Origin of the sequence: Lysinibacillus sp. K60 (genome assembly GCF_019731275.1) — a bacterium.
Lineage (GTDB): Bacteria > Bacillota > Bacilli > Bacillales_A > Planococcaceae > Lysinibacillus > Lysinibacillus capsici.
In genome coordinates this window covers 276,149-300,064 of the sequence record NZ_JAASJR010000005.1, presented here as the reverse complement: position 1 = coordinate 300,064, position 23,916 = coordinate 276,149, and the positions used below count along the sequence as shown (strand labels likewise).

Annotated in this window: 25 protein-coding genes; 14 read left to right on the top strand and 11 right to left on the bottom strand. The window is 37.2% G+C overall.

Annotation, left to right across the window (positions count from 1 at the left end; genetic code table 11):
* Positions 1-4 precede the first annotated feature (4 nt).
* The 3 genes from yugI to HCH28_RS13320 all read right to left on the bottom strand — a co-directional run bounded on the left by yugI (position 5) and on the right by HCH28_RS13320 (position 2,641).
* Positions 5-382 (bottom strand): S1 domain-containing post-transcriptional regulator GSP13, encoded by a 378-nt coding sequence (gene yugI / locus HCH28_RS13330; protein WP_004228409.1) that lies wholly within the window; start codon positions 380-382, stop codon positions 5-7.
* Between the two features lie 83 nt (positions 383-465).
* A complete protein-coding gene (locus HCH28_RS13325; protein WP_221681302.1) occupies positions 466-2,100 on the bottom strand; it encodes a hypothetical protein in 1,635 nt (544 codons plus the stop codon).
* The gene (locus HCH28_RS13320; RefSeq protein WP_221681301.1) at positions 2,093-2,641 is read right to left on the bottom strand and encodes an RNA polymerase sigma factor; all 549 of its coding nucleotides are present in this window, start codon (positions 2,639-2,641) and stop codon (positions 2,093-2,095) included. The genes HCH28_RS13325 and HCH28_RS13320 overlap by 8 nt, the downstream gene beginning before the upstream one ends.
* A gap of 199 nt (positions 2,642-2,840) precedes the next feature.
* Between HCH28_RS13320 and HCH28_RS13315 the strand changes: the two genes are divergently transcribed.
* On the top strand, positions 2,841-4,181 hold the full coding sequence (locus tag HCH28_RS13315; RefSeq protein WP_221681300.1) for a sodium-dependent transporter: 1,341 nt from the start codon (positions 2,841-2,843) through the stop codon (positions 4,179-4,181).
* Between the two features lie 76 nt (positions 4,182-4,257).
* On the opposite strand, the gene HCH28_RS13310 is transcribed toward HCH28_RS13315, so the two are convergent.
* Positions 4,258-4,518 carry a DUF1871 family protein gene (locus HCH28_RS13310; RefSeq protein WP_004228396.1) on the bottom strand — a complete coding sequence of 87 codons (261 nt, stop codon included), beginning with the start codon at positions 4,516-4,518 and terminating at the stop codon, positions 4,258-4,260.
* A 73-nt stretch (positions 4,519-4,591) separates the two neighbouring features.
* Between HCH28_RS13310 and HCH28_RS13305 the strand changes: the two genes are divergently transcribed.
* Entirely contained in the window at positions 4,592-5,764 is a 1,173-nt protein-coding gene (locus tag HCH28_RS13305; RefSeq protein WP_221681299.1) for a MalY/PatB family protein, read from the top strand.
* A 109-nt stretch (positions 5,765-5,873) separates the two neighbouring features.
* Positions 5,874-7,301 (top strand): magnesium transporter CorA family protein, encoded by a 1,428-nt coding sequence (locus tag HCH28_RS13300; protein WP_221681298.1) that lies wholly within the window; start codon positions 5,874-5,876, stop codon positions 7,299-7,301.
* Between the two features lie 50 nt (positions 7,302-7,351).
* On the opposite strand, the gene HCH28_RS13295 is transcribed toward HCH28_RS13300, so the two are convergent.
* Together HCH28_RS13295 and HCH28_RS13290 are read right to left on the bottom strand one after the other, a co-directional pair.
* Positions 7,352-7,564 carry a hypothetical protein gene (locus tag HCH28_RS13295; RefSeq protein ID WP_004228391.1) on the bottom strand — a complete coding sequence of 71 codons (213 nt, stop codon included), beginning with the start codon at positions 7,562-7,564 and terminating at the stop codon, positions 7,352-7,354.
* Between the two features lie 22 nt (positions 7,565-7,586).
* The gene (locus HCH28_RS13290) at positions 7,587-8,174 is read right to left on the bottom strand and encodes a peptidylprolyl isomerase (protein ID WP_004228389.1); all 588 of its coding nucleotides are present in this window, start codon (positions 8,172-8,174) and stop codon (positions 7,587-7,589) included.
* Between the two features lie 237 nt (positions 8,175-8,411).
* Between HCH28_RS13290 and HCH28_RS13285 the strand changes: the two genes are divergently transcribed.
* Positions 8,412-10,262, top strand: a complete 1,851-nt coding sequence (locus tag HCH28_RS13285; RefSeq protein ID WP_221681297.1) for a transglycosylase domain-containing protein — start codon at positions 8,412-8,414, stop codon at positions 10,260-10,262.
* Positions 10,263-10,554: 292 nt separating this feature from the next.
* Here the strand turns inward: HCH28_RS13285 and HCH28_RS13280 are convergent, their stop codons facing one another.
* Positions 10,555-11,118 carry a DUF5366 family protein gene (locus tag HCH28_RS13280; protein ID WP_004228386.1) on the bottom strand — a complete coding sequence of 188 codons (564 nt, stop codon included), beginning with the start codon at positions 11,116-11,118 and terminating at the stop codon, positions 10,555-10,557.
* Between the two features lie 155 nt (positions 11,119-11,273).
* Here HCH28_RS13280 and HCH28_RS13275 point away from each other — a divergent pair, with 155 nt between their 5' ends.
* From HCH28_RS13275 to mnhG, 7 genes are read left to right on the top strand one after another with little or no spacing between them, the layout of a single operon-like run.
* Entirely contained in the window at positions 11,274-13,688 is a 2,415-nt protein-coding gene (locus tag HCH28_RS13275) for a Na+/H+ antiporter subunit A (RefSeq protein ID WP_221681296.1), read from the top strand.
* On the top strand, positions 13,675-14,097 hold the full coding sequence (locus HCH28_RS13270; RefSeq protein ID WP_004228380.1) for a Na(+)/H(+) antiporter subunit B: 423 nt from the start codon (positions 13,675-13,677) through the stop codon (positions 14,095-14,097). The genes HCH28_RS13275 and HCH28_RS13270 overlap by 14 nt, the downstream gene beginning before the upstream one ends.
* Positions 14,097-14,438 carry a Na(+)/H(+) antiporter subunit C gene (locus tag HCH28_RS13265; RefSeq protein ID WP_004228379.1) on the top strand — a complete coding sequence of 114 codons (342 nt, stop codon included), beginning with the start codon at positions 14,097-14,099 and terminating at the stop codon, positions 14,436-14,438. Before HCH28_RS13270 ends, HCH28_RS13265 begins: the two co-directional genes overlap by 1 nt.
* Entirely contained in the window at positions 14,431-15,918 is a 1,488-nt protein-coding gene (locus tag HCH28_RS13260) for a Na+/H+ antiporter subunit D (protein ID WP_274770028.1), read from the top strand. The genes HCH28_RS13265 and HCH28_RS13260 overlap by 8 nt, the downstream gene beginning before the upstream one ends.
* 4 nt (positions 15,919-15,922) lie before the next feature.
* A complete protein-coding gene (locus HCH28_RS13255) occupies positions 15,923-16,402 on the top strand; it encodes a Na+/H+ antiporter subunit E (RefSeq protein WP_004228376.1) in 480 nt (159 codons plus the stop codon).
* Positions 16,399-16,680, top strand: a complete 282-nt coding sequence (locus HCH28_RS13250) for a Na(+)/H(+) antiporter subunit F1 (protein WP_004228375.1) — start codon at positions 16,399-16,401, stop codon at positions 16,678-16,680. The genes HCH28_RS13255 and HCH28_RS13250 overlap by 4 nt, the downstream gene beginning before the upstream one ends.
* On the top strand, positions 16,664-17,032 hold the full coding sequence (mnhG, locus tag HCH28_RS13245; RefSeq protein WP_004228373.1) for a monovalent cation/H(+) antiporter subunit G: 369 nt from the start codon (positions 16,664-16,666) through the stop codon (positions 17,030-17,032). The genes HCH28_RS13250 and mnhG overlap by 17 nt, the downstream gene beginning before the upstream one ends.
* A 44-nt stretch (positions 17,033-17,076) precedes the next feature.
* Here mnhG and cysC read toward each other — a convergent pair whose 3' ends face one another.
* The 4 genes from cysC to HCH28_RS13225 all read right to left on the bottom strand — a co-directional run bounded on the left by cysC (position 17,077) and on the right by HCH28_RS13225 (position 20,655).
* The gene (cysC, locus tag HCH28_RS13240; RefSeq protein WP_004228371.1) at positions 17,077-17,670 is read right to left on the bottom strand and encodes an adenylyl-sulfate kinase; all 594 of its coding nucleotides are present in this window, start codon (positions 17,668-17,670) and stop codon (positions 17,077-17,079) included.
* A complete protein-coding gene (gene sat, locus HCH28_RS13235) occupies positions 17,667-18,806 on the bottom strand; it encodes a sulfate adenylyltransferase (RefSeq protein ID WP_221681294.1) in 1,140 nt (379 codons plus the stop codon). The genes cysC and sat overlap by 4 nt, the downstream gene beginning before the upstream one ends.
* Before the next feature lie 70 nt (positions 18,807-18,876).
* Positions 18,877-19,941 carry a sulfate permease gene (locus tag HCH28_RS13230; RefSeq protein WP_221681293.1) on the bottom strand — a complete coding sequence of 355 codons (1,065 nt, stop codon included), beginning with the start codon at positions 19,939-19,941 and terminating at the stop codon, positions 18,877-18,879.
* Positions 19,942-19,953: 12 nt separating this feature from the next.
* Positions 19,954-20,655: a phosphoadenylyl-sulfate reductase gene (locus tag HCH28_RS13225; protein WP_004228361.1), complete on the bottom strand. Its 702-nt coding sequence runs from the start codon at positions 20,653-20,655 to the stop codon at positions 19,954-19,956.
* Positions 20,656-21,121: 466 nt separating this feature from the next.
* Between HCH28_RS13225 and HCH28_RS13220 the strand changes: the two genes are divergently transcribed.
* The 3 genes from HCH28_RS13220 to cysW are packed head-to-tail and all read left to right on the top strand — an operon-like array spanning position 21,122 to position 23,905.
* Positions 21,122-22,174 carry a sulfate ABC transporter substrate-binding protein gene (locus tag HCH28_RS13220; protein WP_221681292.1) on the top strand — a complete coding sequence of 351 codons (1,053 nt, stop codon included), beginning with the start codon at positions 21,122-21,124 and terminating at the stop codon, positions 22,172-22,174.
* Between the two features lie 11 nt (positions 22,175-22,185).
* Positions 22,186-23,019, top strand: a complete 834-nt coding sequence (cysT, locus tag HCH28_RS13215) for a sulfate ABC transporter permease subunit CysT (protein WP_221681291.1) — start codon at positions 22,186-22,188, stop codon at positions 23,017-23,019.
* A 10-nt stretch (positions 23,020-23,029) separates the two neighbouring features.
* Positions 23,030-23,905 carry a sulfate ABC transporter permease subunit CysW gene (gene cysW / locus HCH28_RS13210; RefSeq protein WP_221681290.1) on the top strand — a complete coding sequence of 292 codons (876 nt, stop codon included), beginning with the start codon at positions 23,030-23,032 and terminating at the stop codon, positions 23,903-23,905.
* Positions 23,906-23,916: the final 11 nt, after the last annotated feature.

The following is a 23,916-nucleotide window of genomic DNA, read 5'->3' as shown; positions in this document are numbered from 1 at the left end:
TTCTTTATTGACCAGATTGTTCAATCCAGTCCTGCAATTTATCTTTTAAGGAATTAAAACCATTGGCATCCGATTCATCTACACGGTCCTGCAATGATTTACGTGGTGGTGCATCTTTTTTTCTTACTGTTGCTGGGCGATCCTGTAGCGCTCTCATCGATAAACTAATTTTTTCGGCCTCTTCATCGATCTCAAGAATCTTGACTTCAACCTCTTGCCCAACAGCTAAAAATTCACTAACGTCCTTCACAAAGCCGTATGTGATTTCCGAAATATGCACAAGGCCTTGCGTATTGTCATCTAGTGCAACAAATGCACCGTATGGTTGAATACCTGTAACTTTTCCGGTCAACACGTCTCCTAATTCATATTTTTTTACCATAACCTTTGCCCACTTTCTCTTGTTTGCTACGTATATATCGCTTAAATTATAACATACGTGTAAAAACGGGGCAAAAAATCTCCTTATTCGGCAATGGCTGTAATGATGTAACGTTTTTCACCTTTTCCTGTAGTCACTGTACCTAATTGGAAGGTTAAGCGCTGGCCAATCATTTGAATGGATTCTGGTTTAACACCTACTTTAATGGTTGTTTGGGATGTATCTGTTGCATATAGAACTGTAAAATGTTGCATACCATCAAATTGAACCAATTTATCCACATCTACAGCTTGAGACACTAACTGTTTTACTGTTTCTTGATCGCCTTTTCCTTGTGCATATAAGAATAGGCTCACAACATTCATTGGGTTTAATGAATCTAGGATGGTATCATCTTTACTTGATACATACGCGTTGTATAAACCTTCCGTTTGGATAATCCAACGGTTATCAATTTGTAAACCTGTTGAACCATCATATATTTCTATATAGACTTCATTACTCAAATATGAAAGCTCCATCCTAATATCCTGTCTTGTTAGTTTGTCTATGGTTTTGGATGTTCCTTCTCTCTTAAATTCTTCGAGGATGAATTGTGCGGTCAAACGCATCGATTCCCCATACTTCCCATTAGCCGTATCATTTAATAGCTCTATATGTTCTGGTGAGTATCTAGTTTTGTGATCACCTTTCAAAAGTACAAGCCACGTATTTTCAAACTCTTTGTTTAAATTTCGCAATTGGAAATCGAGGTATGAATTTGATAAATCGTTAACTAATGTTCTTTCGTATAATTTTAAAATACGAGCAGATTCTTCTGCAGAAAAACGTAAATCCTCACCATTGAATAAAGAGCCTGTAGCCAAATATTTAAAATAACCTAATATATCAGGATGAAGACGGTCAATGGATACTGGTGCATCTTTCATAAAAATCGGATTCGTTCTAAAACTATAGTTTTGCCCATCATAAGACAACTCGAAATATTGTTTTTTTGCCGTTGCAATTAATTGATTTAGTTCTTTAGGATAATCTTTCTTTTTTTGTGACAGTACTTTATTATATTGGGAAAGTTCCTTTGTATAATATTCCAAAACATCTTTCGTTGCGTAGTAATATTTGCTAAAGAAATATCTAGATTCGATAAATGACATCGGTTTTTCATACGTTTCAATTTGCTCTATTAGTTCTCGAGGTGTTTGCAAACAGTCTAATATTTCTTGCTCTAATTGTGTTAAATATTTTGGATCATCAGCCATTCTATTTAAAACTATTTTTTTATTTTTAGCTTTATCATTGTATATATTATCAGCAGATACAACAAATGTTAGTTTCTTAAAATTTCCCTCAGGTATATTGAGCTCAAGGCGTGTTTTTTCACGTTTTTCAAGATACTTCTTTTGAAATCTAGAAAACCAATCTTCATAGTTGCTTTCTATTTTTTCTTCATCTGAATGAACGAGTGCTGAAGGATGGAACATATAAGACGAAATTAGAATACCTACCAAAAACACACTGGCAATACTTGCGATCCATACAGCCGATTTTTGCCATCTAGCAGAAGACTTTCGAACCGTATTCATACTTTCTAGAGACTCCCTTACATTATCCTCAGCTTCAATTTGCTGAAGAACTCGTTGTGGGTCAAGCTTCGGTTCCATTCGTTCATAGGATTTTTTCAGTAGTGCCATACGTTGGTCAAATTGCTTATCATCCATTTTCAACACTCCCATCTTGCGTTAATGCTGCCTTTAGCTTTTCCTTTGCTCGTAATAATCGCACTTTCACCGTCGATAACGAAATATTTAAGACCTCAGCGATTTCTTCGTATTTTAATTCGTGGAAGTAATACAACACGAGAGGATAACGGTATTTTTCGTCAAGGACCTGAATAGCACGATGTAGATGCCTGTCCTCTTCAAACAAAAGAACATCCTCTTCAGCAGATGAATGAGTCTTTTGCTGTTGGGCTTGTAGCTTGTCCTCTTTAGCCTGCTGCCGTTGTTCCTTACGATAATAATCACGCGTAGCATTTAATGTGATTTTATAGAGCCACGTGGTAAATCGATCCTGTTTAAATTGGTGTAAAAAGCGATACAGTTTAACAAATACCTCCTGTGAAACATCAGCTAAATCATTTGTATGTACGCCACATTGAAAGGCAAACTTTTCAACGGTTTGCTGATGTATACGGATAAGCTCAATATAGGCATCTTTATCTCCTTGCTGAGCCCTTGCTATTAGTTCAACCTCCGTCATAGCTCCCCCCCCTTTTAATAATGAAACGAAGCATTCTACCTAATTGTTACATAATTTAAATGTCCTTCCTCATATGTCATCTCTCTATATTTTTACTCCTTCAAATGTCTTTCTTGCTATCATCAATTTTCTGATATTTGCTTGTGTTATGAGAATATTGAGGTAAAATAATACTTTAGTATAAGGAGGATTTATTTTCGTGTCTTCGAGGGATCAATTTACAACAAAAATTGGGTTTATTTTAGCTGCCGCAGGAAGTGCTATAGGGTTAGGAGCCATTTGGAAATTCCCCTATATGGCGGGTACGAATGGCGGTAGTGTCTTTATTTTATTATTTATTTTATGTACTTTCTTTATTGGCTTACCCGTCCTCATTGCTGAGTTCATGATTGGTCGTCGAGGTCAAAAGGATGCTGTCACTTCCTTTAAGGAACAAGCGCCAGGAAAGCCATGGTATTTGATTGGCTGGGGCGGTATGGTAATCGCAGGTCTTATCTTATCATTCTACAGCGTTGTTGGTGGATGGATTTTAAGCTACTTGGGTCGTGCCTTTACATTTAAGCTAACGAATGCTGGCTCTGATATCAACTACGCTGATTTATTTGGCAATATTATTTCAAGCCCTTTTGAAGCAGTACTTGTACAGGGACTATTTATGTTATTAACAGTGGTCATTGTGTCAGCAGGTATTAAGGGTGGAATTGAAAAAGCCAGCACATGGATGATGCCTCTCCTCTTTATTTTCTTTATTGTCCTAGTTATTCGCTCTCTAACTTTAGACGGGGCTATGGAAGGCGTTAAATTTATGTTTGTACCTGATTGGTCCTATTTGAATGCTGAAACATTTTTAATGGCCTTAGGACAAGCTTTCTTCTCATTAAGTGTAGGTATTGCGGTTATGATTACATATGCTTCCTATTTATCTAAAACAGAGAAGATTGGTAACTCTGCGATTAATGTAGCATCTATGAATATTATTATCTCTTTACTTGCAGGACTTGTTATTTTCCCAGCAGTGTTTGCGCTTGGTTATACGCCTGATCAAGGGCCAGGCTTAGTATTCATTATTTTGCCAGCTGTATTCGAGCAGTTACCTCTTGGTGGCTTATTCTTAATAATCTTCTTCATTCTATTGCTTTTTGCTACAGTCACTTCTTCCATTTCCATGTTAGAAATAGTCGTGGCAATCGCAATTGGTGATAAAACAGAAAAACGCAGAAAAATTGCTTGGATTGGTGGAATCATTATTTTCATCTTTGGTATTCCAAGTGCCCTTTCATTTGGTATATTAGCAGATGTAAAAATAGTAGATCGCTCTATTTTTGACTTTGTTGATTTTATGACTAATAGCATCGGTATGCCGATTGGAGCTATGTTGATTTCAATTTTTGCAGGTTATTATTATACAAGGGATATTTCACGTAAAGAATTAGCTGCGTCTAGCTTCATGTTTAATATTTGGTACATTTTAATTCGCTACGTCTCCCCACTCGCCATTTTTATTATTTTCATCCAGGGGATTTTGCCTTTATTTAAATAAGTATTAGCCTCATGATACATTAAAAAAGAGGTTGTCCATTGACAACCCCTTTTTTATAAGGAATATGCAAAATATTTTAAATAATACATTTCGCTTCAAATTTAATGGCAATTAGTTTGTAAGAAATGGCTACACAATCTTCAAACGGTATCCATTGCTCAAACGAATGCTCATATGTTTCTTGAATAACTTTTGCAAGTGTTGATGGATCATCAATCCCTTGCAGTGCTGCAACTACATCTGCTGTTTCTGTATCATAATGGTCTGGACCTAAGTGGAATGGATCCCACTCCTCTAGCAGATGGACAGCTGCTTGATTCATTTTTATATTTTCCAAAATACTCACCTATTATCCTTTGATCATACTCGTATGATACCATAGTAAAAAAAAAAGAAAAGAGTGATTTTACTTGTCTATTTTTGATCAAACTATCAAACGTCGATGTACAAACTCTGTCAAATGGGACGCAATGGAAAAGGTTTATGGCCTAAACGATGCCTCAGATATCTTGCCAATGTGGGTAGCCGATATGGATTTTGCTGCTCCAATAGCCGTTTCAAAGGCTTTACAACAACATGCTGAACATACTATTTTTGGCTATAGTTATATGAGTGAAGAAGCGATTCAATCCATTATAGACTGGCAAAATACTCGCCATAACTGGCACATTGAGAAAGAAGCCATCCTATTCTGTAATGGTGTGGTGGCTGCATTAGCTAACAGCGTCGTTGCCCTAACTAACCCTGGTGACAAAGTACTCATTTCACCTCCAGTTTATCCGCCATTCTTTAACATACCAAAAAGTAATGGTCGTGAAGTTGTGAGCTGTCCATTAACAGAAAAAGACGGGTTGTTTGTCTATGATTTTGAAGCCTTCGAGCAGGCATTAGCTCAAGATGTGAAAGCTTACATACTATGTAACCCGCATAATCCAGGAGGCTATGTATGGGATGAAGCTACTTTAAAGGAAATTGTACGACTTTGTGCTAAATATGATGTCATTATTATCTCTGATGAAATCCATGCTGATTTAATGATCAATGGGGATAAACATATTCCTTTAGCTAAAGTTGCAGGTGATGAAATCAATCGCATTGTTACGTGTATGGCTCCTACAAAAACATTTAACTTAGCAGGAATTCAAGTTTCATATATGATCGTAACAGATAAGAAAAAACGCTTGAAGCTAGAGGCCATCAATATGGCAAGTGGTCAAGGCTCATTAAATACATTTGCCTCCGTTGCCCTTCATGCAGCATACACAGAAGGGGCTCCTTGGTTAGATGAATTACTCCCTTATATTTCTGCCAATATGGAATATGTGAAAGCTGAGTTAGAGCAGATTCCAGGTATTCGTGTTACGATTCCTCAATCCACTTATTTAATCTGGATTGATTACCGAGAGCTAACGCTTGAAGAGAAGGAGATCATGAACCGCTTACTTGAAATCGGAAAGCTTGCTCTAGAACCAGGTACAAAATACGGAGAAGAAGGTCGTGGCTTCCTACGTATGAATGTTGCTTGTTCATTTGATACTGTGAAGGATGGAGTCGAGCGTTTTAAAAAGGTCTTTGCGCAATAAAATGGTTGAAAGGATATCTCTCCCTTGGAGATATCCTTTTTCTATGTTTAAAATCAAAATTTTGTGGAAAAGGTTCTTATCAATCGGATTTATAAAGAGGTGATTTTACATGGACATTGTCCCATTAACGATTAAACGTGCTTATATGACATTCCTATTTCCCTTCGCCTATTCCGAAAAAAATCGTCAAAAAATCAGTGATGTACTACTAAATGAGGGCTTTTCCTTTTTCACCTTAAAAAATACATCTCTTGAAGACGCTTTTTATGGTGATATGACGATTATACATGAGGAACTTGCCCAATTTTTCTATCCTTTTTTGGAGGATAAATTATTTCCGAACGATATGAATAACCCTGACTTTATTCGTTTTTCGAAAGCTTTTTATACACAAGGCGCCTTACATCTTCAAGAAAGTCAAATCAATTATGATTACGAAGTGATGAGTATTGATGTGACATTATGTCCTTTTGGGAATGGGATTATAACAGTAAGAACAAATATTATAGATCAATCACATGATCTAAGTGATATATTAAATTTTATTCACTATTTTAGAGTATTAGAGGCTAAACTAAGAGAGGAGAAAGGTGCAAGTCATCATTTTTCATTTGGTCATTGTTCTTCTACGAGTGAATTATTATTTAAGTATTTTATACCTTATTTAAAACCCTTTCTATTACATCAACAAGACCATAGCTATGAAGGCTTACCTTTCTTTGAAGATGAGAGAATGTTTGCCTCAGCTTATTTAATTGCAGAGGAAGAAGCTAAAATTATACCCGAGCATTTATTTCGATTAGGGCAAGTAGACGGTAGGACTCCTGCTGGCAAACCTTTTATTTCTAGCACTAATCCTCCATATATCTCTAATTATGTACAAGAGCATGCCCATACACGCTGGGCTCCTAACAGTTATATTATCACCTCGTCACAAGCACAAATAACGATTACAAATAGGCCGTTTGCCAAATGTACACATAGTATTCAAGAATTTATGGGTACACACTATTACAATTTGTTCATTCATTATTTTTATAAAATGATGCTCTTAAAGCTTTCCTATGAGTATAGTGAAATAAAGTGGGGCAAAGATAAACAGGTTGTCAATGAACTAATCGAGCTGATTACAAAATTTTCTGCACGCTATTATTTTGAAGAAGTCATCGTACGAACAGAAGGTAGAGAAATTGCTCAATTGTTACGAAAGTTCTTCCGTATAAATGAACATTATGTAGAAACGAAAGAAACATTGAATAGTTTGTATCGAACACAGGAAGATCAATCCGATAATCGAAGTAATAATTTACTATTTATTTTAACAGTCTTTACAGTGGTATCCGGCATTTATGGGATGAACTTAGTCATTGAAGGTTGGAAAGATAGCAGTGATTTCGATAGCATCGGTAGTTATACACTCTTTGAGTGGGTAGCCTTTATTACTGCATTGAGTGGGATTGGCTTGTCACTTGTACTGGTTTGTTTCACTGCCGTCAAGGCCCTGCAAAATACTATCCGACGCTTTAAAAAAAATTGATACAATAAAAAAGAATCTGCTCGCCCTCTGTGGCAAGCGGATTCTTTTTCTTATATATTCTGTTGATTGTTTGTGTTTTTCTTTTCTGCTAAAATACGTGCTTCAATTTCTTTTGATTTTAATTCTTGTTTCTTAGAAATTTTTCTGAAAAGCGTAAAAACGATAATACATAAAATAAGCATAATTAAAAATTCAAATGCTGCTGGAATATAACCTGATTTATCTTCTGGGAAATATAAAAATTGATACATAAAGTTCTGCATGTTCTACACGTCCTTATACGTATTATTCAAAGACTGTAATTGACTCAATTTTCACATCTTCTAATGGCTTGTCACGGAAATCTTTTTCCACATCTGCAATTTTATCCACAATGTCCATACCTTCTACTACATGACCGAATACTGTGTGTTTATGGTCTAACCAAGGTGTACCACCATTTTGAGCATAAGCTTCGATGATCTCTTCAGGGAAGCCCGCCCCTTGTAATTGACGAAGCATATCACTTGGAAGGTGCTTCATTTGTACAATAAAGAATTGAGAACCATTTGTGTTTGGACCTGCATTTGCCATTGAAAGCGCTCCACGTAGGTTAAACAATTGCTCTGAGAACTCATCTTCAAAGGAATTACCCCAAATTGATTCTCCGCCCATACCAGTACCAGTTGGGTCGCCACCTTGGATCATAAAGTCTTGAATAACACGGTGGAAAATAATACCGTTATAGTAGCCTGATTTAGCATGACCTAAAAAATTCTCAACCGTTTTCGGTGCGTGCTCTGGGAATAATTTAATTTTGATAGCACCTAATGTTGTGTTCATTTCTACAAGCACTTCGCCTGCTTGTACGTCTGTTGTTAACTGTGGAAACATGGAAGTCTCTCCTTTAATGATAAATTTCAGTTTCAATGAAAAAGATGCCCTTGCACCTTTTCTGACCTCATTTTAGTCTAACATACTTCCTACTGGTTTTCTCCATCTAAGTATTGACGATTTTTGCACTTTTACTATTCATTTTTAAAACTATGTAAATAGGTCTGAGCGAGTATTTGGAATCAATCCAAAATATGTTATTCTGATGAAGGATTTATAGAAAGAGTGGAGGCACACATGAAAAAGGCTTTTGGTTTTTTTATTATAGTACTATCCCTTCCTGCTTTATGGTGGATTAGCACAAACATTAAAACAGAAATCAATATTGCACAAGCACATGAGGAACAAATGACTAATGCTATACATTTACCTGAGGTAGTGGCCCAGCTACCTGTTACCCTTATTGATCGAAATGGGCAAACATTTAGTGAGGAATATGTCGAATGGCGGCAGCCACTAAGTTTACAGGAAATTCCACAAATTGCCCAGGAAATATTCATTACCAGTGAGGATGCTGATTTTTATACGCATATTGGCTTTGATTTAAGTGCGATTATTCGTGCAGTTGTAGCCAATTCAAATAGCAACACAACCTCTCAAGGTGGTAGTACAATCACACAGCAACTTGTTCGAATGCGTTATTTATCTGAAGAAAAAACATATGAACGAAAATTAACAGAGCTTTTTTATGCATATGAATTAGAAAAAGAATTTGATAAAGAAGCCATTTTAACGATGTACCTAAATGAGTCCTATTTCAGTAATCAAGTCTATGGCATTGGCGGAGCAGCCACCTATTATTTTCAAAAGCCACTCCAAGAATTATCCATAGCTGAAATAGCCTTCATTGCTGCTATCCCAAATAACCCTTCCCTTTATAATCCTTTAAAGAATTATGATCAAACTAAAGCAAGGCAAGAGCGTTTGTTAGATACCCTTGCAGCAAATGGGGCTATTACAGAGGAAGAGGCAAAAGACTATAAAGCTGATCCTATTACATTAAATGTGAAAGATAAAATTCAAAGTTATCCAATGTATAGCACTTATGTTCTTCAAGAGCTAAAATGGCTTATTGCAGAAAAAGAAGGTTATGCGGATAGACTAAGCTCTACAGATAATGAGGAAGAAAAGAAAAAAATTAAAGCACAATTAGACAATCGACTCAATACTTTATTTCAAAATGGACTCATCATTCACACAGCACTTGATCCTACTAAACAGCAGCATGATGAGGAAAAAATGTCAGCTATTTTAGGTACTAACCCATTGCAAGCAGCAGGTGCAGCCATTGAAAACCAATCAAGAGAAATAGTCAGTCTGTATGCAGGAAAAAACTATGAAAAATTTGATTTCCATCGTGCATTCCAAGGAACACGTCAGCCAGGCTCAGCTTTTAAGCCTCTGGCAGTCTATGCACCATTCTTCGAAACAACATCTCATACACCTGATTCGATTGTCAATGGTGGGCGTTATTGTGTGGGCTCGTTTTGTCCACAAAACTATGGGGGCTATACGTATGGTGATGTGTCAATTCGTACTGCTTTTCGACATAGCTATAATACATCAGCACTTCGTCTCTTTCAAACCGTTGGCGTCGAGACAGCCTTTCATTACCTTAATCGCTTTCACTTCCGCTCGATTGTAGAGAAAGATTATAATTATGCCGCATCATTAGGAGGACTAACTTATGGTGTAACAGCATTAGAACTAGCAGATGCTTATACTAGTTTTATTGATGGCTCTTATGTACTTGCTCATAGTATTCGCAAAGTCACAGCAATAGATGGAACAGAGCTTTATAGTTGGGATTCACAGCGTGAACAAATTTGGTCTCCTAAAACAGTAAAATACATGCGTGAACTCCTTGCGGATGTTGTAGCAAACGGTACGGGTCAAGGTGTCTATAGTAACAGCAGCTACGTTGGTGCAAAAACAGGGACAACGAATGACTATCGTGACTACTGGCTTGCTGGACTCAATAATGAATATACTGCTGCTGTATGGCTAGGGTATGATAAACCTCAATCGATGCAGCAATTAGAAGAGTACAAAATTCATCATCAATTATTTAATGTGTTGCTTGAATAGTAAAACAAATAAAAGGTAGTAGTCACTGAGACTATTACCTTTTCATAGTGTTAAAAAACAAAACGATCAATAAAATTTTTGGGAAAGGTTATCCCTCTCTAATCATACAGATAATGAGTTATTTTGTTTACTACAGCTAGTATGAAAATAAAGAAAAGACACTTTTACACATTACTAATTGGGGTGGAGCCAGCGTCACTCCTAGGGGACTTAGCTGGCGTAACGGAAATCAACCCCTCGCCTTGCAAACTCGCTTTTTCTGCTATTAACATCACTATTTTAATAGTATGTCTTAATTTGCAAATGGCAAACTTGCCAAAATGCCATTATATAGCTTTAATACGACATAAACAATTAATGTTAAAAGAATCGTCCACATAAAAAGCTCAAAGATTAATAGTCCGATTGTGCCACCCATTGATATAAAATGGCTCATTTTATAAATCAGATAAATAAAGTAGGTAAATATCGTTATGACAAAAATACCTATTAAAACATAAATAAATTGGATGGCAAATGCAGAACACATAGCACCTACAAATAAAATAATATAGCCACCTCGAGCCTGACTAACTGTGGCTCCTTCGTTGTCCTTTGAAAAGAACAGCATTCCTACTTCATGAATAGTTTCGCCTACAAGTTTAAGAGCAGAAAATAACATAAAAAAAACAATGGCAAAGACGATAAGAAGAAATACACGTAATTCAAAATCTGATAAAAACTCTCGCATTCCTGAATACACACCGATGGCTTGAAAAATCTGCAAAGATTTACCAACAGCATACATCCCAAATGTCAAACTAAACAATAAAATTGTAATTAATGGTAGATAACCATAGATATATGGGTTCTTCATAAAAAATTTTTTTCCTCTATTTTTATTGATAACTTCCTATTTATAATATAACGAAAATTCTCCAATGACCGCAAGCTAAATCCCTATAGTACATATGCATTCTCAATTAAAGTACGTTATAATTGATTTACTTACCTGCATAAAGGAGGGTTTTTTTGTTACAAGTACTTTATATTTTTATTCCAATGCTTGTTGCAATATTAGTGCCATTATTATATAAACGCATGAATAATATTCACACAGGTTGGTTTGTTCTTGCTGTACCTGTTACGCTTGCTGTTATTTATGCAACATATATTGCTCAAGTTGCTAAAGGTGAGGTATTTACTGCAGAGCTACCTTGGATTCCATCGCTTAATATTTCCATCAGCTCATATTTAGATGGACTTAGCTTATTATTCTCATTACTCATTACTGGAATTGGCTCGTTAGTAGTGCTTTACTCCATTTTTTACTTAGATAAACATAAAGAAAAATTACATAACTTTTATGTTTACTTACTGTTATTTATGTCAGCCATGCTGGGAGTAGTACAATCAGATCATTTAATTACACTCTATTTCTTCTGGGAGCTAACATCCATATCATCATTTTTACTCATCGGCTATTGGTATAATCGAGATGCCTCACGCTTCGGTGCATTAAAGTCTATGATGATTACAGTTGGCGGCGGCTTAATGATGCTAGGTGGCTTCGTTCTTCTTTATTTAATGGGAGGAACCTATTCCATTCGAGAATTGATTGTCATGGCACCAAATTTAGTAGATCAGCCTTTATTTACTTGGTCACTTGTCCTATTACTCTTGGGAGCATTTACAAAATCCGCGCAATTCCCATTCTACATTTGGTTACCAGATGCCATGGAGGCGCCAACACCAGTAAGTGCATACCTTCACTCAGCTACAATGGTTAAAGCAGGTATCTATTTAGTTGCACGATTTACGCCGATATTTGCAGCCTCTGAGCTTTGGGTCTGGCTTGTAACAGGTGTCGGTATCTTAACTTTATTCTGGGGTTCCTTCTTTGCTGTCAAGCAAACTGATTTAAAAGGTATTCTAGCATTCTCTACAGTCAGTCAGCTTGGGCTTATTATGTCACTACTTGGGGCAAGTGCTGTTGCTTTTCATGCAAATGGCTCAGTCGATACCATTAAGTTTGCTGCATTTGCTGCCATTTTCCACCTTATTAATCATGCAACATTTAAAGGCAGTCTCTTCATGATTGCGGGTATTGTTGATCATGAAACAGGAACTCGAGATATTCGTAAACTCGGTGGTTTAATGAGTATTATGCCAATTAGTTTTACTGTGGCTGCAATAGGAAGTTTATCAATGGCTGGTCTTCCACCATTTAATGGCTTCTTAAGTAAAGAAATGTTTTTAACAGCCATGCTTGCACTTCAAAAGTTTGAATTTTTCGGCTTTGAAACATGGGGAGCACTTTTCCCTATTGTTGCGTGGATTGCTAGTATTTTTACATTTATCTATAGCTTCTATTTTGTTTTCCGAACATTTAATGGAAATTACAAACCGGAGCAGTTACCTCATAAACCACATGAGGCGCCGATTGGTATGCTAATTTCTCCTATGCTTTTAGCGGCTTTAGTTGTGACAATCTTCTTTATTCCAAACTTTATAGGTAATACCTTTGTAAAACCAGCCGTTCAAGCGATACAGCCATTTTTGTATGATTCGCCTCAAGCTGTTGATATTCATGTATCTGCTTGGCATGGTAAGATCACTCCTGAGCTACTGATGACTATTGGAATTATAATAGTTGGCGTATTGTTATTTGTTGCCTTACCAAAATGGCAAGGGATGTATCAACGATTCCCACAAGCGTTAACATTAAACAATGCCTATGACAAAATCATGCAGGGATTAGATGTTGGCTTAAATCGTTTATCTAGACGCTATATGACAGGTTCTATGCGTCACTATTTACTCTATATGTTTAGCGGAATAACTATTATTGTTATCGGCTCTCTATTTGTGAAAGATGCATTTAATATTTCATTCCAAGGAGCCTCACCAATTAATCTATACGAAATTATCTTGATCATTGTCTTATTAATTGGTACTGGCATCACCATTTTGGCAAAATCACGATTAACGGCCATTATTGGGCTTGGTACTGTTGGCTATACAGTAGCCTTATTCTTTGTCATTTTTAACGCACCTGATTTAGCGTTGACACAGCTCGTTATAGAAACGATTTCAGTAGCACTATTTTTATTAGCATTTTACCATCTACCTAAGCTTGGTAAACGCGAGGAGCGAATGAGGTTCCAGTTAAATCGTGCCATTGTTTCCATTGCAGTTGGTGTGATGGTAACACTTGTTGCGTTATCAGCTCATTCCCAAAAACTAATTCCCTCTATTGCTAAGTACTACGAGGAAACCGTCTATTCATTAGCTGGTGGCGGAAATATTGTAAACGTAATTTTAGTAGACTATCGTGGTTTCGATACATTGTTTGAAATTACAGTACTCGGCATAGCTGGCATGGGCATCTTAGCTATGATTAAGTTACGTATGAATAGAAAGGAGAACACTCATGAAAACAAATGATGTGATAATACAATTTACAGCTAAAATTGTATTTTTCATTATTTTCTTCTTCTCCATTCATATTTTTTTAGCTGGTCACTATACGCCTGGTGGAGGCTTTGTTGGTGGTCTGTTAACATCAAGTGCACTTGTTCTTTTAGTGTTAGCCTATGATATCAACACAGTCCGCCATATTCTACCGATTAATTACACATATTTAACAGCCATTGGCTTACTATTAGCCCTTGCTACTGCGGCATACCCAATGTTTGTGGGCAAACCGTTTTTCACACATTTCTTTGATTATTTCGATTTACCGCTTCTAGGCAAACAGTCATTACACACGGCTATGCTTTTTGATAGCGGTGTCTATTTGGTTGTTGTCGGCGTTACGATGACCATTATTCAAACGATTGGAGAGGATGAATAATGGAAATAATTATGGCATTTGTGATCGGCTTTCTCTTTATGGCAGCGGTCTATTTAATCTTATCAAAAAGTTTATTGCGCATTATTATTGGAACAGGTCTGTTAAGTCATGGTGCTCATCTACTCATCTTAACAATGGGTGGTCTTGGTGGTGAAGCTCCACCTGTCTTAAACGAAGGAGCCAAAACATTTGCTGATCCTTTACCCCAAGCACTTATTTTAACTGCGATTGTTATAAGCTTTGGGGTGACAGCATTCTTCCTTGTACTTGCCTACCGTTCCTATCAAGAGCTTAATACGGATGATATTAGCTTAATGAGAGGAAGTGATGAGGATGAATAACTTCCTACTATTACCCATAATCATCCCGTTTTTCTTCGGTATGATTTTAATGTTTGGACAAAAAAATCTAACTTATCAGCGATCATTTTCATTACTTGGGATTGGACTAGCCCTCCTCTCTGCCCTTTCACTGCTTTTAAAAGTGAAGGAAGATGGTATTCAAAAGGTCACATTTGGAAATTGGCCTGTTCCTTACGGTATTACAATGGTATCTGATATGGTGTCTGCATTGCTCGTTACAACGACATTGCTTATTGCGCTATTTGTTGTTTGGTATGGCTTCGGTTCTATTACTAAGGAACGCGAACGCTTCTTTTATTACCCTGGTATTATGTTTATTTTAACTGGGGTCAATGGTGCCTTTACAACAGGCGATATTTTTAACTTATTTGTGTTCTTTGAAGTATTGTTAATGGCTTCCTATTTGCTTATCGTTTTAGGTGGTGAGAAGGGGCAACTGAAAGGGTCTATTAAATATATTTTAATTAATGTTATTTCTTCGGCCTTATTTGTTATAACCGTTGCCTATTTATATTCTGTAGTAGGGACATTAAATATGGCTGATATTGCGGTAAAAATTGCTGAAATTAATCAACCAGGAATTATTACTGTTATTGCCGTACTATTTTTAATGGTATTTGGACTAAAAGCAGCTATTTTCCCATTATACTTTTGGCTTCCTACTTCGTATGCAGCAGCCCCGATCCCTGTCTTAACTCTATTTGGCGCTCTGCTCACAAAGGTTGGGGTATATGCCATTACACGTACCTATACACTATTTTTTGTACATGATTTATCCTATACACATGATTTACTAATGGCATTAGCTATTGCAACAATTGTGGCTGGTTGTATTGGAGCACTCGCTTATTTCGATGTAAAGCTCATTATTATCTATAACATTGTCATTGCAGTAGGTGTCATTTTATTTGGTGTCTCTCAAATGAATGAGGCTTCTTTAAAAGGAGCTATGTTTTATTTAATACACGATATGCTGATTAAGGCAGCACTCTTTATGTTAATCGGCATTATCATCTATATTACTGGTACATCTGACTTGCGTAAAATGGGTGGGCTTATGAAAAAATACCCTGCACTGGGTTGGTGTTATTTAATAGCAGCTTTTGGCTTAGCTGGAATTCCACCACTTAGTGGGTTTGTTGGAAAGCTGTTAATTGTTCAGGGAGGCTTTGAGGCTGGAAGTATGTGGAGCAGTATTTTCATTTTAGCATCTTCACTGCTTGTTTTACTATCCGTGATTCGTATTTTCCTCTATGCCTTTTGGGGTGAGGAAAAAGAAACACAAGGTACCGTCGACAAATCTACCTATAAAATGCTATTTATGCCTACTGCGTTGCTAGTACTTATTACTGTCGCATATGGTGTGGGTTCTGAATGGATTACGCCATTTATGGATGATGCTGCAAAACTATTAAATGATCCATCTATCTATATAGATGCTGTGATGAAGGAGGATTAGCACTATGGCATTTCAAATGATTTTAAATTTTGTACTTGCCTTTGTCTGGATGTTCCTTTCCTCTAATTACACAGCAACTGGTTTTATCATAGGATTCATTATGGGAATAATCTTACTCTTTCTCATGCGGAGGTTTTTCAAGTCGCGTCTTTATGTCTATCGATTATGGGCCATTCTAAAATTAACTTTGTTGTTCTTAAAAGAGTTAATTTTAGCAAATGTTCAAGTATTGAAAGTAGTATTAAAGCCAAAGTTGGACATGCAACCTGCCTTTTTTGCTTATCCAACTGTTCTAACACAAGACTGGGAAATCACTTTATTATCAAGCCTTATTACTCTAACACCAGGAACAGTCGTAGTGCATGTATCAGACGATGCGAAAACATTGTATGTACATGCAATTGATATTAATGATGCAGATGAAGCCATTGCTTCCATTCGAGATTCATTTGAGAAAGCGATTTTGGAGGTGAGTAAATCATGACAACATTTATTATTGCTGTAATCGTAGTGATTTGCTTATCGATGATAGCGGTCATTTATCGAATGGTAAAAGGTCCTTCCGCATCCGATCGAGTTGTAGCTTTGGATTCACTTGGGGTTTCACTCATTTCCCTAATCGGACTATTTTCGATTTTAGTGGAAACAAGCTTCTTTCTTGAAATCATTTTATTGCTAGCAATTTTATCGTTTATCGGTACGATGGCCTTCTCTAAATTCATAGAGAAAGGAGATATCATCAAACGTGACAATTCTCGCTAATAGTTTAGTTATCTTTTTCATTACTGTTGGAGTACTCTTTATTGTCGTGACAGCTATCGGACTTGTCCGTTTACCTGATTTGTATACACGTGCCCATGCCGCTTCAAAAAGTGCAACACTTGGCGTCATGTGTGTACTGATCGGTGTATTCTTTCACTTTTGGCTGATTGAAGATCATTTCAACCCTCGTATTTTACTGGGGATACTCTTCCTCTTTATCACTGGTCCTGTTGGCGGACACATTATGACGCGTTCTTCCTATATTGCTGGTGTTAAGCCATGGAAAGGTACTGTACGTGATGAACTAGGTCCTGAAATTGACAGAATGAAAAAGGAACAAGGTGTAAAATAAATATAAAAATCTGCCCGATTACAAAATCGAGCAGATTTTTTTAGTTAAATATATCCCTTGGCAGTTAAAATATTTGTCAGTTGCTCCACACATTCTTCTATAGAATGCTGTTCTGTATCCAAAATAACTTCTGGGTTAATTGGTTCTTCATATGGAGCGCTAATCCCTGTAAAATTAGCAATTTCAGCATTCCTTGCTTTTTTATACAAACCTTTAGGATCTCTTTTTTCACATGTTTCTACTGAACACTTTACATAGACCTCTAAAAATTCACCATCCTCTACAAGTTCACGAACTACCTGACGATCTTCTCGATAAGGTGAAATAAAAGCTGTTAGTACAATTTGACCGCTCTCTATAAATAGCTTTGAGACTTCACCTATTCGACGAATATTTTCTTTGCGCCCTGCTTCATCGAATCCTAAGTCACTATTTAAGCCATGACGCACATTATCACCATCTAATACGAAGGCTTGATTGCTCCTTTCAAATAATCGACGGGCAAAAGCATTGGCCACTGATGATTTCCCTGAAGCAGATAAACCCGTAAACCATAAAATAAAGCTTTGATGTTTATTTTTTGAACGGCGTTCCTCTTTTGTAATGGAGGCTTCATGCCAAACAATGTTTGAACTCATTTCACTACCTCCTTACTCATGCCTTTAATTAAAATGTCTACGACTTCTTTACGACTGAATGTACTTGGTGGTACTTCTCCATTTCGTAGCATCTCACGTACCTTCGTTCCTGATAGAATGACATGGGCAGAGCTATCATGTGGACATGTCTTTGTCGTAGCCATGCCTTCACATTGCTGACAATAAAAGCTATGCTCAAATTTTAGTGGGACAATTCCTAATTCATCTTCAGTAAACTGTTCAAAAATCTTTTGTGCATCATATGTGCCATAATAATCACCAACACCTGCATGATCACGACCAACAATAAAATGAGTACAGCCATAATTTTTTCTAACAAGTGCATGGAAAATAGCTTCCTTTGGTCCTGCATACCGCATAGCGGCTGGAAAAATACCTAATTGTACACGACTTTCAGGATAATAGTTTTTTAATAAAACCTCATAGCTCTCCATACGTATAGCAGCTGATACATCATCTGACTTTGTTTCACCAACAAGTGGATTTAGAAATAACCCATCAATCGTTTCAAGTGCTGCCTTTTGAATATATTCATGCGCCCTATGGACTGGATTACGTGTTTGGAAGCCAACAATGGTTTTCCATCCCTTGTCAGCAAATAATTGTCGTGTTTCTATTGGGTCAAATGAATAAGCAGGGAACTTTTGTGTAAGACGTTTAATTAACGTAATTTTTCCTCCAACATAAATGGCAGGACGATCAAAAAGCTTTTGAACGCCCGCATGTGCTAAATCCTCTGTTCCATAGACAAGTAAAGCCTCTTTTCGTTTATTCGGCTCATAAATATCTGCTACTTCAATAACGCCATATACTTCATCACCATAAACCAGCTTTACCTCGTCACCAGGCTGTAAAATGGACGCTTTCTCTTTTGAAACAGGTAATGTAATCGGAATACTCCATACTACACCTGATGCTAAACGACTTTGTGCCACGACTGACTCATAATCTATTTGTGTTAAAAAACCTTCAATTGGGCTATAACCCCCTATAGCAATTAGCTCTAAATCACTCAACGAAATCGCATCCAACTCAATTTCCTTATGAATAGATGTGATTTCTTTTTCTGGATTAAATGCTTGCACAAGTAGCCCACCATGTGGTTGTAGACTCATTAAAATCTCCTCCTAATTCTAGTTAAATACTAAGTTTTATAGTCAAGAGCTAGTGATGGCATGATTCAATTTAAATGCCTTCCCCTGCATCATAGATAGACTGCTCTTCTTCACGCATCGTACGCATCAGACTAATAACCCCTAGCGTCCCAACAATAATGCTGCCATTTAAAATAATGGCATAAAAGTCTTTTTCTAAAAATAACTGCACTAAAAAATAAGAAATGACTAATGAAAAGATGGGTGATACAACCCAAATACGTATAATTTTTTTCACAATATGCTTATGGAAGATTTGCTTTCCGTTTTTCGCCATCCCCATCCCAATGATGGATGAAGAAGTGACTTGTGTTAAGGGTACTGGAAGCCCAAAAATTGAGCTTACGCCAACAAGCAATGCACCTGTACTTGAAATGAGAATGCCCTCAACCTTTTGAAAGCGCACTATTTTTTTACCGTTTGTTTCAAGCACTCGTTTACCAAGTAGCATAGCACCTATTGCGACAAATGCACCGCCAAGCACAATGCCTGTTGTCACATCCATCATTCCTGCTCCCACCAACGGTCCAACTGCATTGGCAACATTATTCATACCCGCTGAAAATGCTTCAAAAAATCCTGCTAATATGAGAAGAACAGTTAAAATTGGCCGATCTTTCAGCAGCCCTCTGTTTTGTAACTTATATAATAACTTTCCACATACAAGAGCAATGACAAAGGCAACAAGCGGTACAATCACCCAAAATGATATAATGACAAGCAGCGAATTGACGAATAAAACTTTATAGGCAATTCCTACACCCACGACAGCACCCACTGTTACTTCACTCGTTGATAAGGGAATGCCTAAAAGATTGGCGAAAAATAACGAGCTTGTCGCAGAAATCAAGATAATGATGACAACCTTTACCGTAATATATTCCTGGGGCATAATGCCTGAGCTTATCGTTTTGACTACCTCTCCTCCGCCTAATACAGCTCCACTGTATACGCCTATCGCGCATAAAAGCAATGCTTGCCACGCTTTTTTGATGGCACCTGCCCCATAAGCAACACCCATTGAGGCTGCTGCTCCGCTTGCCCCTATGTTCATCGCAAAAAATAAGCTAATAGCTATTGCAAAATATTCAAGCATGGCAGAACTCCTTTATTCATGTAACCCGCACTCAGTTTTACCAGAACCTTGCCATCTACCTGAACGTAAATCCTCCATTGTAAATGCTGGTTTCGTACAATGCTCACAGCCGATGCTTGGATAGCCTTGATCGTGTAACGGATTATATGGCAAACTGTGCTTTGAAACATAGCGCCAGACATCCTTCCAAGTCCAATGAATCAATGGACAAACTTTAATCGATTTAAATTTATCGTCACGATTTAGAAAGTTTGTTTGTTGACGTGTTGGTGATTGCTCACGACGTAAGCCTGATATCCAAGCCTTTTTACCTGATAAGGCTTCGTGTAAAGGTTTTATCTTACGAATATCACAGCACTTATTTGGGTTGGACTTCCATAGCTCGTCACCATGTTGTGTAGCTTGTTGCTCTAGTGTAAGGGCTGGCTTTTTCATGACAATGTTGAGTTGTGGATATTTTTCTTTGACTTTATTAATGGTTTCATATGTTTCTTTAAAGTGTACATCTGTATCCAAAAAAACAATCGTAGCGTTAGGCTTTACCTTTGAAATGAGATCAATTAAGACAATGCCCTCAATACCAAAGCTACATGCATAGACGATTTCATCTCCATATTCTTGATAGCTCCACTGTAAAACCTCTAGTGCAGCCTTATACAAATCATCAACCTGAAAATCAATGATCGGTTCTTGCCAATTTTCGTAAGTTAACATCGAATCCCCCTCATAGCAAAAAAGGCGTTCTAACAAAAGACATAGGAAAAACAGGTCTTTGTTAAAACGCCTCTAGTTTGACTAGCCAGCTCTATATTTAATGATTGTTCACTAGTAGTTGCTACCTCGTATCACAATCATTCTACTTATTACCAAATATATACTAAAGTACACCAAGCAGTCAACTAGGTTTTTTTAATATCTTTTCCTTACACCCATTTTTTTTGTTCCTTGCCGCATATGATGAATGGTATCTAGGGACACTTCCATTAATTTTCAAAATAAATAATCTTTTTCATAATTCCTTGTTGACTAATAGGAAATATATGTTTAATGTATTACTAAAGCTTTGACCTAAATAAAAAAACGCTGATCAGAGGATCTGAAGGCCATCTACCCAATGTTGTCATGTCATTGTGGGTGATGGCTTTTTGCATTCTTAAGACAGAAAAGGGGCGGATTAACTATGAGAAAAAAGAGCTATGTTCTCCAATCATTAGCATTTTTAACTATTCTAACACTTAGTTTAACTGGCTGTGGAAGTGCTAACTCAGATGAAAAAGCAAGCAGCCAGGAAGACAAGAAGTCTGTAGAGCTACTAAATGTATCCTATGATCCAACACGGGAGCTTTACGATGAGTTCAACAAAGATTTTATAAAAAAATGGAAGGATGATACTGGCCAAGAAGTCACAATCAATCAATCACATGGTGGATCTGGCAAACAGGGACGTGCAGTTATAGATGGTCTTGAAGCCGACGTTGTGACACTCGCACTGGCTTACGATATTGATGAAATTGCTCAAACACGTGAGCTGCTGAATAAAGATTGGCAAACCGAATTTGATCATAATTCGACGCCCTATACATCTACAATTGTTTTTTTAGTTCGCCAGGGCAATCCAAAAAACATACAAGATTGGGATGATTTGATTCAAGATGATGTATCTGTCATTACACCTAATCCCAAAACATCTGGAGGTGCACGTTGGAACTACTTAGCTGCTTGGGCTTATGCCGGAAAGTTATATAACAATGATGAGACAAAAATAAAAGAATTTATGACATCACTTTACAGCAATGTAGAAGTACTTGATTCTGGCGCTCGTGGAGCTACAACAACATTCGTAGAACGTAAAATTGGAGATGTCTTAATTGCGTGGGAAAATGAAGCATATCTCTCTCTCAATGAATTAGGTAAGGATGAATTTGAAATCATCACGCCTTCATTAAGTATTTTAGCAGAGCCACCAGTTGCAGTTGTAGACAAAATCGTAGATAAAAAAGGGACACGTGAAGTCGCTGAAGCTTACTTACAGCATTTATATAGTGATACAGGGCAAGAAATTGCGGCGAAAAATTATTATCGCCCACGTAGTGAAACGATTCTAGCAAAATATAAAGATCAATTCCCTCAGCTTGAACTTGTTTCCATTGATGATTTTGGTGGTTGGTCACAAGCACAAGCAAACCATTTTAAAGACGGTGGTACCTTTGATGAAATATACGTACCACAATAAGGAGCGTTTTGATGAGCAGTTTAATCATTCCTAAAAAATCGCGTCGAATTATTCCAGGCTTTCATTTATCTCTTGGTTATACAATGCTTTACGTAAGTTTACTAGTGTTACTACCACTTTCAATGATTTTCATTCATACCATGTCCTTAAGCTGGTCAGCATTTATCGATATCATTACAGATCCCCGTGCTGTTGCTTCCTACAAAGTAAGCTTTAGCACTGCACTGATTGCAGGCTTACTAAATGTTTTTTTCGGTACGACTATAGCATGGGTTCTCGTTCGCTATCAATACCCCTTTAAACGAATCATTGATGGGCTTGTAGACTTACCTTTTGCATTACCTACTGCTGTTGCTGGAATTGCTTTAACATCTCTTTATGCGCCAAATGGTTGGATTGGTCAATTTTTTGATTTTAAAATTGCTTTTACACCTCTTGGCATCATTATTGCTTTAACCTTTATCGGGCTACCCTTTGTTGTACGAACGGTCCAGCCCGTCTTACAAAATATCAGTGCTGAGGTTGAGGAAGCTTCGGCAAGCCTTGGAGCCAATCGTTTACAAACCTTCCGTAAAGTCATCTTACCAGAGCTAGTACCAGCTATTTTAACTGGCTTTTCCTTGGCCTTTGCGCGCGCTTTAGGTGAATATGGCTCGGTTGTTTTTATTGCAGGAAATATGCCGATGAAAACGGAAATTACGCCGTTAATTATTATGACAAAGCTTGAGCAATATGATTATGCAGGGGCAACTGCCATAGCTGTTGTCATGCTTGTGACATCCTTTATTTTGTTGTTCACCATTAACTTGATACAATGGCTAGCCAATCGTCGGTTTGTACATTAGGAGGTACTATATGGAACAATCAACTTTTATTCAGCAGGCTAGTACAGAAAAAAGTAAAGCAGCTACTCAGTCTGCTGCCTTACAGGAACCTCGTATTATTCGCTATACGTTAATATTTATTGCCTTAGCTTTTTTAGCTTTCTTTATCGTACTACCTTTAGTATCTATTTTTATTACAGCCTTTCAAAAAGGAGCCGACGTTTACTTTGCTGCGATTACACATCCAGATGCATTAGCTGCTATTAAGCTTACTTTAATCGTCGTAGCCATTACTGTACCCCTCAATGCAATCTTTGGCGTAATGGCTGCCTGGGCACTCACAAAGTTTAATTTTAAGGGGAAAAATCTATTACTTACTATGGTAGATTTACCTTTTGCAGTTTCACCTGTTATCGCAGGTTTAGTGTTTATTTTATTGTTTGGCTCACAGGGACTATTTGGTGATTGGTTGTTTGCACATGATATTAAAATTGTGTTTGCACTACCAGGCATTGTCCTTGCCACAATTTTCGTCACATTGCCCTTTGTTGCACGTGAATTAATACCGCTGATGCAAACCCAAGGTACATCTGAGGAAGAAGCGTCCATTTCATTGGGGGCAAGTGGCTTTAAAACCTTTTGGTATGTCACATTACCCAATATTAAATGGGGACTATTCTATGGTTTGATTTTATGTAATGCACGAGCCATCGGAGAATTCGGGGCTGTGTCTGTTGTATCTGGTCATATTCGTGGCATGACAAATACGATGCCACTTCATATTGAAATTCTCTATAATGAATATCAATTTGCAGCAGCTTTTGCAGTTGCTTCCTTAATGAGCGTAATGGCCATCTTTACATTAATTGTGAAGGACATTATTGCTTGGAAATCAAGATCTAGTTAAAAGGAGATGGT

Coding starts and splice junctions, on each gene's coding strand:
- yugI (WP_004228409.1), bottom strand. CDS start 382: ATGGTAAAAAAATATGAATTAGGAGACGTGTTGACCGGAAAAGTTACA.
- HCH28_RS13325 (WP_221681302.1), bottom strand. CDS start 2,100: ATGGATGATAAGCAATTTGACCAACGTATGGCACTACTGAAAAAATCC.
- HCH28_RS13320 (WP_221681301.1), bottom strand. CDS start 2,641: ATGACGGAGGTTGAACTAATAGCAAGGGCTCAGCAAGGAGATAAAGAT.
- HCH28_RS13300 (WP_221681298.1), top strand. CDS start 5,874: ATGGACATTGTCCCATTAACGATTAAACGTGCTTATATGACATTCCTA.
- HCH28_RS13295 (WP_004228391.1), bottom strand. CDS start 7,564: ATGCAGAACTTTATGTATCAATTTTTATATTTCCCAGAAGATAAATCA.
- HCH28_RS13290 (WP_004228389.1), bottom strand. CDS start 8,174: ATGTTTCCACAGTTAACAACAGACGTACAAGCAGGCGAAGTGCTTGTA.
- HCH28_RS13285 (WP_221681297.1), top strand. CDS start 8,412: ATGAAAAAGGCTTTTGGTTTTTTTATTATAGTACTATCCCTTCCTGCT.
- HCH28_RS13280 (WP_004228386.1), bottom strand. CDS start 11,118: ATGAAGAACCCATATATCTATGGTTATCTACCATTAATTACAATTTTA.
- HCH28_RS13270 (WP_004228380.1), top strand. CDS start 13,675: ATGAAAACAAATGATGTGATAATACAATTTACAGCTAAAATTGTATTT.
- HCH28_RS13265 (WP_004228379.1), top strand. CDS start 14,097: ATGGAAATAATTATGGCATTTGTGATCGGCTTTCTCTTTATGGCAGCG.
- HCH28_RS13260 (WP_274770028.1), top strand. CDS start 14,431: ATGAATAACTTCCTACTATTACCCATAATCATCCCGTTTTTCTTCGGT.
- HCH28_RS13255 (WP_004228376.1), top strand. CDS start 15,923: ATGGCATTTCAAATGATTTTAAATTTTGTACTTGCCTTTGTCTGGATG.
- HCH28_RS13250 (WP_004228375.1), top strand. CDS start 16,399: ATGACAACATTTATTATTGCTGTAATCGTAGTGATTTGCTTATCGATG.
- cysC (WP_004228371.1), bottom strand. CDS start 17,670: ATGAGTTCAAACATTGTTTGGCATGAAGCCTCCATTACAAAAGAGGAA.
- sat (WP_221681294.1), bottom strand. CDS start 18,806: ATGAGTCTACAACCACATGGTGGGCTACTTGTGCAAGCATTTAATCCA.
- HCH28_RS13230 (WP_221681293.1), bottom strand. CDS start 19,941: ATGCTTGAATATTTTGCAATAGCTATTAGCTTATTTTTTGCGATGAAC.
- HCH28_RS13225 (WP_004228361.1), bottom strand. CDS start 20,655: ATGTTAACTTACGAAAATTGGCAAGAACCGATCATTGATTTTCAGGTT.
- HCH28_RS13220 (WP_221681292.1), top strand. CDS start 21,122: ATGAGAAAAAAGAGCTATGTTCTCCAATCATTAGCATTTTTAACTATT.
- cysT (WP_221681291.1), top strand. CDS start 22,186: ATGAGCAGTTTAATCATTCCTAAAAAATCGCGTCGAATTATTCCAGGC.
- cysW (WP_221681290.1), top strand. CDS start 23,030: ATGGAACAATCAACTTTTATTCAGCAGGCTAGTACAGAAAAAAGTAAA.